Origin of the sequence: Limosilactobacillus secaliphilus, from assembly GCF_001437055.1 — a bacterium.
Lineage (GTDB): Bacteria > Bacillota > Bacilli > Lactobacillales > Lactobacillaceae > Limosilactobacillus > Limosilactobacillus secaliphilus.
Genome location: NZ_JQBW01000009.1, coordinates 251,481 through 265,650, shown reverse-complemented (window position 1 = coordinate 265,650; position 14,170 = coordinate 251,481). Strand labels below are relative to the sequence as shown.

The following is a 14,170-nucleotide window of genomic DNA, read 5'->3' as shown; positions in this document are numbered from 1 at the left end:
GCAACCACCATCAACTTCATGCGTGAATATGGTCTGGACAAGGACTTCAAGCTGAACTTGGAAGGCAACCACGCTAACTTGGCTATGCACACCTACCAGCACGAAATTCGGGTGGCTCGTGAAGCCGGCCTGTTAGGTTCCCTGGACGCTAACCAAGGTGACAAGCTGATCGGCTGGGATATCGATGAATACCCATCCAACCTCTACGAAACCACAGCTGCTATGTGGGAAGTTGTTCAGAACGGTTCCATCGGTCCTCGCGGTGGTCTGAACTTCGATGCTAAGCCACGGCGGACTTCCTTCAAGCCAGTTGACCTGTTCTATGGCCACATCGTGGGCATGGATAGCTTCGCTGCCGGCCTGCGGGTAGCCGCTGCCATGAAGGAAGACGGCTTCTTAGACGACTTGGTAAAGCAACGTTACGCAAGTTGGGACGAAGGCTTCGGCAAGTCCATCGAAGAAGGCAAGGAGAACTTCAAGACCATCGAACCAAAGGTCTTGGATATGCCACAATCAGAACTGCGGGCATCCACGCAGTCTGACCACCTTGAAGAAGTTAAGGACACCATTAACCACTTCATCATTGAAACTTTAGCAAAGTAAGCCAAATACTAACGCACTAAGCAAACAAAAAGAGGATTCGCATCACCGCATTTCGGGTGCGGGTCCTTTTTAATTTAAGGAGGATCATTATGAACGAATACGTACTGGGGGTTGACCTAGGGACTAGTGCCGTCAAGGTCTCCGCAATGGACCGTGAAGGGACGATCAAGGCCCAACAGAGTTATGAATACCCACTGAGTCAGCCAGAACCAGGTTACTCCGAGCAGAACCCGCAGGATTGGCTGTATGGGACCACGATTGCAATTGACCGCTTGATTTTGCGGGATGGTATCAAGGCAGAAGAGATCAAGGGTATTTCTTACTCCGGACAAATGCATGGCCTTGTTTTACTGGACGAAAATAATAAGGTACTACGGCCCGCAATCTTGTGGAACGATACCCGGACCACTAAACAGTGTCAGGAAATCATGGACAAGTTGGGTGACAAGTTCATTGACATTACCGGCAACCGGGCACTGGAAGGATTTACGCTGCCTAAGCTGTTGTGGGTAAAGGAAAACGAACCGGATATTTGGGCTAAGGCTAAGCACTTTGTCCTCCCGAAAGACTATGTACGCCTTTGCATGACGGGCAAAATCGGGATGGATTACTCCGATGCAACCGGGACCGTTCTCTTAGACATCAAGGAGCTGAAGTGGAGCAGTCTGTTGTGCAAGACCTTTGATATTCCAGAAAGCATGTGTCCACCGTTGATGGAATCAATTGACTGCGTTGGCACGATTTCTGATTCTTACTCCATGTTCTCCGGTCTGTCGACTGACACCAAAGTCTTTGCCGGGGGTGGCGATAATGCCTGTGGTGCGGTTGGTGCCGGAATTCTCCAGCCGAACATGGTCATGTCATCAATTGGGACTTCAGGAGTGGTGCTTAAATATGAAGAGAACGCCCAGGTTAATTACCATGGCCAGATCCAATACGAATGTCACGCCATTCCAAATACCTACTACTCAATGGGCGTGACCCTGGCGGCCGGACACTCATTGAACTGGTTCAAGCATAAGTTTGTGAGTGACATGAGCTTCTCAGATATGGTGGAAGAGGCTTCTAAACGACCAATCGGCGCTCATGGCCTACTATTTACGCCATATGTGGTCGGCGAACGGACACCATACGCGGACGCTGACATTCGGGGCAGCTTCATCGGGATTGACTCTATCCAAGACCGCTTCGACTTTGCACGGGCCATTATGGAAGGGATCACCTTCAGCTTCAGAGACATCTTGAAGATCTATGAAGAAAACGGCCAGGACTTTGATACGGTCGTTGCCATCGGTGGCGGTGCCAAGAGTGCTTTCTGGTTGCAGATGCAGGCTGATATCTTCAACAAGCCGGTTATTTCGTTGACCAACGAACAAGGCCCTGGTCTGGGTGCCGCCATGCTCGCCGCAGTTGGTTTAGGCTGGTTCAAGGACTTACAAGAATGTGCTAAGCAGTTTGTCCACTTTGGCAAGAAATACCTGCCAAATGAGAAGAATGTTCAGTGCTATAATCAGCTTGATGAACTTTATCGGCAAGTGTACGGCCAAACGAAGGACTTGTCGCACAAGCTCTTAGAGTTCCGTCGTCAACAGGCAAACATGTAAACGAATTGAGGAGGATTATCCATGTTAAAAATGGGATTTCGCTGGTTCGGGGCTGATGATGACCCGATTACTCTGCAGCAGATTCGCCAGATCCCAGGGACCAAGCAAGTCGTTTCTGCTCTGTATGATATTCCAGCAGGTGAAGTTTGGCCGCTTGAAAGAATTCAGGCACTGAAGAAGCAGATTGAAGATGCTGGCTTGAAGTTCGAAGTCGTGGAAAGTGTTAATATCCACGATGACATCAAGGCAGGTCGGCCAAAGCGTGACGAATACATTGCCAACTACCAAGAAACGATCAAGAATTTGTCCAAGTGCGGCATTAAGGTGATTTGCTACAACTTCATGCCGATCTTTGACTGGATCCGGACCAACCTGGCATACCCGCTGCACGATGGTTCCAATGCTATGGAGTTCGAATTTGAACAATTGAGTGACGATCCACATGAGTTGCTTGAATCCATGAAGAAGGGGTCCAATTCCTACTCACTTCCTGGCTGGGAACCAGAACGGATGGCTCAACTGGCCAAGCTCTTTGATGAATATGCCGGCATGACTGGTGATCAACTGCGGGCCAACCTGAAGTACTTCTTGGATGCAATTATTCCGACTTGTGAGAAGTATGGCGTCAAGATGGCGATGCACCCTGATGACCCACCGTTCAACTTGTTCCACCTGCCACGGATTTACAAGAACCGGGAAGACATGGAAAAGATTATGTTACTGCATGACAGTCCTTACAATGGCTTTACGATTTGTACTGGTAGTCTGGGAGAAAACCCAGCTAACGACCTGCCGTCAATCATCCGTGAATTTGTGAAGAAAGACCGGGTACCATTCATGCACACTCGGAACATCAAGTTCACTAACGAGCGGGGCGACTTCCACGAATCCGCTCACTTATCCACTGAAGGCTCCTTGGATATGTTCGAAATCATGAAGGCCTTGCACGATTGCCACTATGATGGCTACATCCGTCCTGACCACGGCCGCAATATCTGGGGCGAAAAGGGTCGTCCTGGTTATGGCCTGTATGATCGTGCTTTAGGGATTACTTACCTTGAAGGCCTTTGGGAGGCACTGGAAAAGGATTACTAATATATAGCAAAATAAGCTATAAATCTTTAATTAGTTAAAATATTTAATTAACTAACGTCTGTTCACTAGAGCGCTAAAGCTACTAGTGGCAGGCGTTTTTGTGTATTAGAGACTATGTGAATAAAAGATAAATGACAGAAAAGTCTTGTAAGCGCTTCGACTAGTGCTATAATAAGCATTGGATAGTTAGTTTAGTGAACCAATTATCTAAAACTGAAATTATTTTCAGATAAGGTTTTAGATGTTATTAACTCGTTTGAACTAGGTGGTGTATTAATTGGGTAAAGCATGGTTAAACAATCGTCTTATTCATAAGGCGATGGCAAATGATTCGTTTGCCTTTTCACCGGCAACGGTTGCTGGTGGCGATGCGGTTCGGTTACAACTCGAAAGCGACATCGTCAACTGGTTGAAGCTGCCGTTGGAACTGGATCCGGAAAAGGCAACGGTTGTTTTGCAAAAACAGGCCGGCAAGTTTGATAGCGATGAAGCCTTCCAGCTCAGCCAGAAGGGTAGTCAAGTCGTTATTACGGCTAACACAACTAACGGTTTAATGTATGGCTTCTATGAACTGTTACGGGAAAAGGTAATGGGGACAAAGCTGAACACTGATCTGCAGTCGCCAAGTCAGCCGTTACGGATGATTGACCACTGGGACCAAACCGATGGCAGCATTGAACGTGGTTACGCCGGTGCTTCGATCTTCTTTGGCAAGCCAGACAAGCTGGACAACCCTGATGTTGGTAACTTTGACGTCAAGCACATCGATGGTGACATTTTCCGTCACGATCGTACCCGGATGATCACTTATGCCCGGATGTTAGCTTCAGTTGGTATCAACGCGGTTTCTTTGAACAACGTCAACGTTCGTGAACAAGGGATCGAATTGATCACGCCGAAGTACCTGGATGGCGTTGATGAAATTGCAACGATCTTCCGTGGTTTCGGGATTAAGACTTACTTGGCAATCAACTGGGCAGCACCAAAGCTGATCGGTGGTCTGGATACCTCCGACCCCGTTGATCCAAAGGTCCAAGAATTCTGGGCAAAGGTCTGCAAGAACATCTACTCAGTAATTCCTGACTTTGGTGGCTTCCTGGTCAAGGCCGACAGTGAAGGCGAACCTGGTCCTTACCAATATGGTCGTGACCACGCGCAAGGTGCCAACATGCTGGGTCAAGCCATCAAGCCTTATGGTGGTCTGGTTATCTGGCGGGCATTCGTTTACAACGCTCACCAAGACTGGCGTGACCGTAAGACTGACCGGGCAAAGGCAGCTTACAACAACTTTGCTCCACTGGATGGTCACTTCGCCGACAACGTTATTTTGCAAATGAAGTTCGGCCCAATTGACTTCCAGACGGCTGAACCACTGCAACCATTGTTTGGTAAGTTGCGGAACACCAACCAGATGATGGAATTCGAAATTTCAGCTGAATACCTGGGTCACCAGATTGACGTCAACTACGCGGTTAAGCAATGGTACAAGATGTTGAACTACGACACCAAGTATGACGACTTGAAGGATCCACACGCTGGAGCAGTGCTTAAAGAAACTGCTGTTAACCCGGCTCACACCGGGATGGCCGCCGTTGGTAACGTTGGTATGAGCGAACACTGGACCAACAACCCGCTGGCTCAAGCTAACCTCTATGGTTACGGCCGCCTTTGCTGGAACAACCAGGAAACGCCAGAAGACATCCTGCATGAATGGGTTGCCTTGACCTTTACCGAAAGCGACAACAAGACACAGTCAACCATTTACAAGATCGTTGATACGTCCAACGAAACTTACCGTGATTACTGTGCACCACTGGGTGTCGGCTTCATGGTGGTTCCTCACTACCACTACGGTCCATCAGTCAACGGCTATGAATATGACCGTTGGGGCACTTATCACTTTGCTGACCGCAATGGGGTTGGGGTTGACCGGACGATGGCTACTGGCTCTGGCTTCATCGGCATGTATTCCGACAAGCTGTCCAGCGAATACGAAAACCTGGACACGACGCCTGAATCAGTGGTTCTCTTCTTGCACCACGTCCCATATGACCACGTCTTCGCTAATGGCAAGACCTTGATTCAAACCATCTACGACTTGCACTTCCAAGGCTACGCCAACGTTGAACAGTACGTTAAGGATTGGGCAACGGTTTCCGGCAAGATTGATGATCGGGTCTTTGAATCTGTTAGTGATTGCTTGAAGCAACAACTGGCTGATGCCCTTGAATGGCGTGATCAAGTCAACACTTACTTCTATCGGATGTCTGGTGTTCCGGACGATCAAGGACGCCTGATTTATGAATAAACTGCCCGCTTTCGTTTACTAAAGGAGGCGAATTATGAGCAATTCGATTAAGCTATCACCGTTATTTTCTGACGGTGTTGTCCTTCAGCGCGAAGTAGCAGTCAAACTGTGGGGTAAGGTTAACCCCGGCGATAGTGTTCATGCAGAGATCGATAATAACGAAGTTGAATCGTTCGCCAATGACCAAGGCAAATTCAGTCTGCTTCTGCCGAAACACTCGGCTGGCGGCCCATTCACTTTGACCGTTAAAAGCGACGACAGCCAAGTCACCATCCATGATGTTTACTATGGTGATGTTTGGCTCTTGGCCGGTCAATCAAATATGCAACTGCCAATCACCCGTTTAGCCCAGCGCTATCCGGATGAAATGAAGAAGGCTAAGGATAAGCTGATTCATTACTTCAAGATTCCTGAACAGTATCAGTTTACTGGTCCAGCAGATGAACTTGATGGTGGTAATTGGGATGTCGCAACTGGTAAGAATATCGCGCCAATGTCGGGTGTCGGCTACTTCTTTGCCCAGTTAATGCGGCAGGATGAGCAGGTGCCGATTGGTTTGGTTCAGAGCGCAGTTGGTGGAACGCCAGTGCGCTGCTGGCTCAGTGAAGATGACCTGCGTCAGTTAAAAGAACTGCCAGTTGACTTTGATGCCTTAAAAGATGATGACCTGGTTAAACAATTCACCGATGAGAGTGCTCACTATCAGGAACAATACGATGCCGATCGTGACCACATCGATTTGGGATTGAAGAATGACTGGGTGCACGCAAAAGTTGATGATTCTTGGCGGCCTGTCAAGATTGGTCAACCAATTGCCAAGCACCTGTTGACCAGCGGCATCGTTTGGTTCAAAGGTAAGATTGACGTTCCTGCTAAATTGGTTGGCAAAGCTGGCATGATGCGGTTAGGAACCGTGATTGACGGTGACGAAACCTACGTCAATGGCGAAAAGGTGGGCGAAATTGGTTATCAATACCCGCCGCGCAACTATGAATTGAAGAAGCTGCCGGCCAAGCTGGAAATCACTGTCCGCTTAAAGATCGACCAAAAAGTCGGTGGTTGGCGCAAAGACAAGGCTCACGTGATTGAAGTTGGCAATGACGTCATCAATCTGGATGATGGCCAATGGTTTATGAAGCGGGGCTGCTCAATGCCAAGCCGGAAGCAATGGTTCTTCCCACAGTACCTGCCAGTTGGCTTATACAATGGTGAGATTCATCCGATCCGCAACTACCACTTCAAAGGAATTCTTTGGTATCAAGGTGAAAGTGATAGCCATGATCCAATCAATTATGGTCGTGTCTTTGTCCAACTGATTCAGAGTTGGCGGCGCTTGTTCAACCGGCCGAAGATGCCATTCCTCTTTGTTCAATTGCCAAATTGTGGCATTGAACCAAACCATGATTGGGCGGCTGTTCGTGGGCAACAGGTCCAAGGCATGATGTTAGACCACACGGCAATGGTCGTCGCACTGGGTGCCGGTGAAGACAATGACCTCCACCCATTGAACAAGAAGGCAATTGCTAAACAGCTGATGAAGCTGACCAAGCGGATGCAAAAGTATCCTGACGGTTGTGCTTCTGGCCCGATTGCCTTACGCGCGGCCAATGATAATGGACAAATCGTAGTTGACTTCCAAACCTTCGATCGCGGCTTAAAGGCTGAACCGGGGCACAGTTTTGAACTGGAAACTGATGGTCAACGTTACATCTTAAATGATTATCAAGTATTAGACGATACAATTGTGATCAACTTGCCAAGGCGGGCGCGCGTCGGACCTGAATCACAAATTTCATATGCGTGGTCCAACACACCGACAGTCTTTGTGACCGACAAGGATGGCAGTGCTGCAGTGCCGTTCAAGTTGGCCGTTCGTCCCTGGTACCATGTTTCTAGCGCATTTACGCACGTATTTTCTAAAATGTAGCCTTTAATTAAGCAACACCATCTTGATGATGGGCTGCATTAGCAATTATTTGTTGTTATATTTTTTGTCATTTTGGTTATTTTATCTAGTTAGGAGATTTTTAAAATGAATCAATCTGCAAAACCTGCGACTAACACAGACCAGCGCAAAGTTGGTATGTGGACGTCCATCGCCTTTGGTTGTACCGACATGATGGGCGGTGGGTACGGTGCCTTAGTTGGTGCTTACCTGATGTTCTTCTTCACGACATTCTGTAATCTGTCTGCTTTGGAAGCCGGTTCCATTATTGGTCTGGCAAAGGTTGTCGACTCAGTTACTTCCATTGTTATGGGTCGTCTGTCAGATACTTTCTGGCGTACTAGTTTAGGCCGTCGTTTCGGTCGTCGTCACTTCTTTATCCTGATCGGTTCGCCACTGATCTTGATTGTTTACAGTCTGCTGTGGATCCCAGGTATCAGTTACGCATACTACCTGGTTGTCTACTGCCTGGTTGAAATTGTTGTTACGATGGTTCTGATTCCTTATGAAACATTACCATCTGAAATGACGACTGACTTCAACTCTCGTTCTAAGATGTCTACCACGCGGATGTTCTTCTCTGGTGCGATTACTTCCGTTGTTACCCTGGTTGGTGGTTTGTACATCAAGGCTATGGGTCAACACAACGCTTATGCTTACACTGCTACCGGTGTGACCTTCGCTATCATCTTCGCTTTAGCTTGCTTGGTTACTTGGAAGTTCACTTGGGAACGTCCAGTCTCCGAAATCGAAGCTACTGCTGATCCTAACGAAGCTCACCAAAGCATTGGTCAATTCTTATGGACTGCTCTGAAGTCATACGTTGCTACCTTGAAGGTTAAGGCCTTCCGTCAACACATGTACCTCTACCTGTTAGGGGTTACTGCCCAAGACCTGTTCTCAGGTGCCTTCGTTTACTTCATCGTCTTTGGTTACGGCCTGTCTACTTCAACCGCTTCCTTCCTGCTGTCCTTAGGTATCATTGGTTTGCCACTGACTCCAGTCAACTACTGGCTGTTCACTCGTCTGGGTGCTAAGAAGTGCTATGTCCTGTACTTTGCATTAGTTATTGCCGGCTTGGCTGCTTACTACATTATGTACATGATGAACTTAACTCGGGCAACTCTGATCCCAGCACTGATTGTTGTTACTGCTATTTACCTGTTCTTCAAGGGTGGTGCTTACTCCATTCCTTGGAACGTCTTCCCATTCATCCCTGACGTTGACGAAATGATTACTTCCAAGCGTCGTGAAGGTGAATTCGCTGCTATGATGTCCTTCATTCGTAAGCTGACTTCTGGTTTAGCTTCCGTCTTCTTGGGCTGGGTATTGACTGCTAATGGTTTCAAGACTGGTGCTACTGTTCAATCTGCACAAGCTACGCACGCCGTTGTCTATGTTCTGATCTTCGGTACTGGTGTTCTGACCTTACTGGCTATGGTCATTGCCGTAACCTTCAACCTGGATGCTAAGACGCACAAGGTTCTGGTTGGTGAAATCAACCGTCTGAAGGCTGGTGGCAGCAAGGCTGACGTAAAGCCAGATGTTAAGAAGGTTGTTGAATCATTGACTGGTGTTAAGTACGAAAACTGCTGGCCAGCAGCTGACATGACACAAAAGGCTGCTCCTGCTACGAACAACAGCAGTGAGAATGATTCTTCGAGCAAATAGCTCAAGTTGTTAATGAAAAGAAGGTAATTTGATGAAGATTAAAAATCCTGTTCTTCCTGGTTTCAATCCGGATCCTAGCATGATTAGGGTGGGTGATACTTACTACATCGCCAACTCCACTTTTGAATGGTTCCCCGGAGTCCGTTTGCACGAATCAACCGACATGGTGCACTGGCGCTTATTGCCGTCACCATTGTCCACGACCAAGCTGCTGAACCTGCATGGTGACTTGTCATCAGGCGGTGTTTGGGCCCCAGACCTTTCTTATCATGATGGTAAGTTCTGGTTGGTCTTTACCGATGTGAAGACGATGGAAGGACCATTTAAGGACTGTATCAACTATTTGACTACGGCCGATAAGATCACTGGTCCATGGTCGGATCCAATTGAATTGGACGGGACTGGATTTGATGCTTCATTGTTCCACGATGATGATGGCAAAAAGTATCTGGTTCAAGAAACTTGGGACCATCGTGAGTGGAAACCAACTTTCCATGGCATTACGTTAACGGAATATGATCCAAAGGCCAAGAAGCTGTTGCCAGAAACGCGGCGGGTCATCTATGACGGTACCGATGTTGCCTTGGTTGAAGGACCCCACCTGTACAAGATCAACGGTTACTACTACTTGTTTGCAGCACAAGGTGGAACGGTCTGGACACACCAAGAAGTCGTTTCACGGTCGAAGACATTGGACGCCCACTCATTTGAAACTGAACCGGGTGATATTTTCCTGACCAACTTCGACACGCCAAGACTGCCGATCCAAAAGCAGGGTCACGGTGCATTAGTCAACACTCCTGCTGGTGAATGGTACTACGCTTCACTGTGCGGGCGGCCGTGGCACCACGAAAACGAATCAGTCTTTGATCCGCGCGGTTGGTGCTCACTGGGTCGGGAAACCTCGATTCAGAAGGTCACCTTTGATGATGATGGTTGGCCACGTGTTGTCGGCGGCCATGGCGGTATGGTTGAAGTTCCGGCACCAAAAGATGCAAAGCCAATGAAGGATGTTTCAGATAACCATTCATTTGAAGATCAGTTTGATCAACCAAAATTGAATCTTGAATGGCAGACGCTGCGGGACCCATTCGATTCACGGATGGGCAAGCAGGGTGATGGCAAGCTGGTCCTGCGTGGTCAGCAGTCGTTATCATCAATCTTCAATGTTTCGATGATTGCCAGTCGTTGGCAGGCTTTCCACTTTACGGCAGAAACTAAGGTTAGCTTTGATCCTAATTCCTACCAGCAGATGGCCGGCTTGGTCAACTTCTATAATGACCGTCATTACTCATGGATCTTTGTCACCTATGATGAAGACCGTGATGCCAAGGTCATTGAAGTGGCTGAAAATGATAACAACCATTACCGTTCCTTCTTAAAGGATCATGCAATTGTTATTCCGGATAACGTCAATGCAGTTTACTTCCGGACCGTTGTTGATAAACAGTCTTATCACTATGCATACTCATTTGATGGGCAGAAGTGGGAAGACATTGATGTGACCCTCGATGCAGCCGTGTTGTCGGATGACTATGTTCTGCAAAACTACGGCGGCTTCTTTACGGGTGCGATGGTTGGCCTGGCTTGTGTTGACTACTCAGGCTTCTATCAACCAGCTAGTTTTGACTACTTCAAATATCAAGAAAAATGATTCGGAAATCGGGCGGATGAATAACCGTCAATGATTAAACGTCCGATACGCAAAATGCCTCCTAATGTTCGCTTTCCGAACTTAGGGGGCATTTGTGTAACTGATGAATTCAGACAGGAGGATATTAATGAATACACACTTTAACAATAAAGCCTTTGAATGTGTTGGCTCCGGGCGCCTCGGCCTGGCACTCCACCACGAATATCTTAAGGAATTGGCACTGGTCCAAAGAGAACTGGGCTTCAAACGCATTCGCTTCCACGGCCTTTTTCATGATGATATTGGTATCTACCAACAGCACGAAGATGAGGATGGCAACGTTCATGTTGAATACAACTTCACTTACCTCGACCGCATTTTCGACAGTTTCCAGCGCCTGCACATCAATCCATGCCTGGAAACCGGCTTCATGCCAGAAAAGTTAGCCAGCGGTCCTGAAACCTTCTCTTACTGGAAGGGTCACATCACACCGCCAAATAATGAGCAGCGCTGGCTGGACCTGGTCACGACGACCTTAAAGCACCTTGTTGACCGTTATGGCGACACCGTCTACACTTGGCCGATCGAAATTTGGAACGAACCAAACATTGACCAGTTCTGGGCCGGCAATGAAGAAGATTACCTGCACTTATTTAAGATCACCTTCAAGGCCATTAAGCAACTCGACTCACGTTTCATCGTTGGTGGTCCGGCCATTTGCGGGGTTCAAGACGAGAAATGGATCAAAGACTTCATCGATTTCTGTGAACAGGAAAAACTGAAGCCTGACTTCATCACGCGGCACTTCTACACTGTCAGCGTCGTTCCAACGGCCGGTCACTATCGGTATCCAGAATTGCGGGACTTAAAGGAAAGCCTGCATGAACTGGAGACGTCGCGTAAACTCATTGATCAGTCCAGTCTGAAGGGGTTGCCAATGTACATCACCGAATTTTCGACTTCCTATTCCCCTGACGCACCATTACATGATACAGTTAAAAATGCGGCTTACGTGGCCGACATGTTAGCCAAGATGGGTGATACCTGTGAACTGTATTCTTACTGGACATTTGGTGACGTCTTTGAAGAGAAGGGGATTCCATACCAGCTCTTCCATGGTGGCTTCGGTCTGTTAGCAGATCACCAGATTAAGAAGCCAACCTTCTGGACTTACTACTTCTATAAACAATTGTTGGATCAGTGCATTTTCAAGGACGATCATGCAGTTGTTACCAAGGATGACCAGGGTAATCAAGCTGGGGTAGTTTGGAATTACTATCGTGACCAGGAAGTGGCCCCATATTCCTATGAAATCAAGCAAAACCAGTTTGACAGTGCTGTGTTGACCCTGCAGCTGGTAGACGACAATCATGGGAACCCGCTGAAGACCTGGCATGACTTGGGTGAGCCTGCCAATCCGCAGGCCGCCGATGTCAAACTGCTGCGGCAGGCTGCTAATCCAAAGCTGAAAACCGTGATCCTTGATCGTGGCGAAAGTTATTCATTGGCAGTGTCAGCCGATTCAGTGGTAGGATTCACCCTGAAACCACGTTCAACCAGTTCTGACAATGGTTTCGATTACGAAAAATTGACTAAATAAGCTGGAGAAGAGGGAGAATTTTTGATGAATGGATTTGTTGGCGAATTCTTAGGCACCTTTGTCTTGATGGCGACAGGCACAGCGATTGGTGCGGGAATTCATTTGAACAAGACGAATAACAGTCACCATGACGATTGGTATCTGATCGCGTTCGGCTGGGGTGTGGCCGTGACCATGGGTGTCCACGTTGCTGGCGCTTACGGTTCATTAGGCCACCTGAACCCGGCAATCACGTTACCATACGCTATTTGTGGCTTGTTTCCTTGGCACCAGGTTTTGCCATATCTTTGTGGCCAAATGCTGGGCGCCTTTCTCGGAGCGGTCGTTAACATGATCTTTTTCTGGCCGCAATTCGCCCGCACGAGTGCAAAAGAGGGGAATACAATCGGTATCTTCTCCACTGTGCCTACCATTCGTTCACCATTCTTCAACTTCTTCTCGGAATTCTTTGCGACCTTTATGATGGTGTTGATCATGCTGAACTTGGGGAACTTCACTCAAGGACTTAAGCCATTTGTCGTTGGCCTGGTCATCTTCCTCATTGGTGCCGGTTTGGGGACCACTACTGGTTTTGCCTTGAACCCGGCGCGTGACTGGGGACCGCGGATTGCTTATACCATCGTCCCGCTGCCGCACAAGGGGAGTGCCGATTGGGCCTATTCTTGGGTTCCCATGCTGGGTCCACTGGCAGGGGGCTTAGCCGCATCACTGCTCCAAGTTATGATTCACTAATCATTAATCAGTTTAGACAGAAAAACGGGCACCTGAGCTGGTGGTTAACCAGTTTCGGTGTCCGTTTTGTGTTATCAGACGTGATTACTTAGATGATTGCTAATGATTGCTTGCGCTTAGGTTTCGGGAATGCCTGCGTTAATGCAGCCAATTCGTCCTCACTGAAAGTGATCTCACCGGCTTTGACATTGTCTAGAGCGTGCTGGACTTGGCCGGCCTTCGGAATGGTTAAGACGTTACCATTGCGGATGGTCCAAGCCAGCATAACTTGGTAGACACTGGCATGATGATTGCTGGCCAATTCCTTTAATAGTTTATTATGGCTCAACTGACCCGAAATGGTGTCGGCCTCGGCTAAGGGAGAGTAGGCAATCAGCGGCAGTTGGTGATGTGCTTGCCAAGGAATCAAATCGAATTCGATTCCGCGTTCGTCTAAATTGTACAGATCCTCATTGGCAGCACAATGATCGCCTGCAGGCAGTTGCCAGAGTTCTTCCAGATCACTAGTGTCAAAATTAGAGACACCCCAGGATTTTATCTTGCCCTTGGCCTGCATGCGTTCGAGTTCGTCAACCGTTTCCGCCAACGGAATAGTGCCGCTGCGCCAGTGGAGAAGGTAAAGATCAAAATAATCGGTACCAACTAAATTGAGGCTGCGGTCCAGACTCTGTTCGAGACGGGCATGACTGGCATTGCTAGGAAGCACCTTATCGATCAAGAATAGCTGTTGACGGTCGAATGGGTGAATTGCTTCACCCACTAAGCGTTCAGAACGACCATTGCCGTACATTTCAGCGGTATCAATGGCGACTGCTCCAGCATTGATGGCGGCCTGAATAGCGGCAACCTCGTCTTTATGACTGGCGGCTGAATCGCCCATGTGCCAGGTCCCAATACCAACTGCCGGCATTGTTTGCTGATTAATCGTGACTGTCTTCATCATAAACCGCCTCCATTAAATCTATTAGCGATTAGTGCT

The 14,170-nt window shown here is 48.1% G+C and carries 10 protein-coding genes; 9 read left to right on the top strand and 1 reads right to left on the bottom strand.

Features of this window, described 5'->3' with window-relative positions; translation table 11 throughout:
* From IV45_RS04895 to IV45_RS04855, 9 genes are all read left to right on the top strand, one after another.
* Positions 1-603 (top strand): apurinic/apyrimidinic endonuclease family protein (locus IV45_RS04895; protein ID WP_476703299.1); only part of this gene is annotated, 603 nt, incomplete at its 5' end.
* A gap of 89 nt (positions 604-692) precedes the next feature.
* Entirely contained in the window at positions 693-2,207 is a 1,515-nt protein-coding gene (gene xylB / locus IV45_RS04890; RefSeq protein ID WP_057741200.1) for a xylulokinase, read from the top strand.
* A gap of 21 nt (positions 2,208-2,228) precedes the next feature.
* On the top strand, positions 2,229-3,302 hold the full coding sequence (gene uxuA / locus IV45_RS04885; RefSeq protein ID WP_057741199.1) for a mannonate dehydratase: 1,074 nt from the start codon (positions 2,229-2,231) through the stop codon (positions 3,300-3,302).
* 277 nt (positions 3,303-3,579) lie between these two features.
* A complete protein-coding gene (locus IV45_RS04880; protein WP_235807664.1) occupies positions 3,580-5,610 on the top strand; it encodes an alpha-glucuronidase in 2,031 nt (676 codons plus the stop codon).
* A gap of 34 nt (positions 5,611-5,644) precedes the next feature.
* A complete protein-coding gene (locus IV45_RS04875; protein ID WP_057741197.1) occupies positions 5,645-7,537 on the top strand; it encodes a sialate O-acetylesterase in 1,893 nt (630 codons plus the stop codon).
* Between the two features lie 105 nt (positions 7,538-7,642).
* Positions 7,643-9,226: an MFS transporter gene (locus IV45_RS04870; protein WP_083487264.1), complete on the top strand. Its 1,584-nt coding sequence runs from the start codon at positions 7,643-7,645 to the stop codon at positions 9,224-9,226.
* Positions 9,227-9,257: 31 nt separating this feature from the next.
* Positions 9,258-10,880: a glycoside hydrolase family 43 protein gene (locus tag IV45_RS04865; RefSeq protein ID WP_057741194.1), complete on the top strand. Its 1,623-nt coding sequence runs from the start codon at positions 9,258-9,260 to the stop codon at positions 10,878-10,880.
* 127 nt (positions 10,881-11,007) lie between these two features.
* Positions 11,008-12,459 carry a GH39 family glycosyl hydrolase gene (locus IV45_RS04860; RefSeq protein ID WP_235807663.1) on the top strand — a complete coding sequence of 484 codons (1,452 nt, stop codon included), beginning with the start codon at positions 11,008-11,010 and terminating at the stop codon, positions 12,457-12,459.
* 24 nt (positions 12,460-12,483) lie between these two features.
* Positions 12,484-13,191, top strand: a complete 708-nt coding sequence (locus tag IV45_RS04855; RefSeq protein WP_057741191.1) for an MIP/aquaporin family protein — start codon at positions 12,484-12,486, stop codon at positions 13,189-13,191.
* A gap of 88 nt (positions 13,192-13,279) precedes the next feature.
* Here the strand turns inward: IV45_RS04855 and IV45_RS04850 are convergent, their stop codons facing one another.
* Positions 13,280-14,131, bottom strand: a complete 852-nt coding sequence (locus IV45_RS04850) for an aldo/keto reductase (protein ID WP_057741227.1) — start codon at positions 14,129-14,131, stop codon at positions 13,280-13,282.
* Between the last annotated feature and the right edge of the window lie 39 nt (positions 14,132-14,170).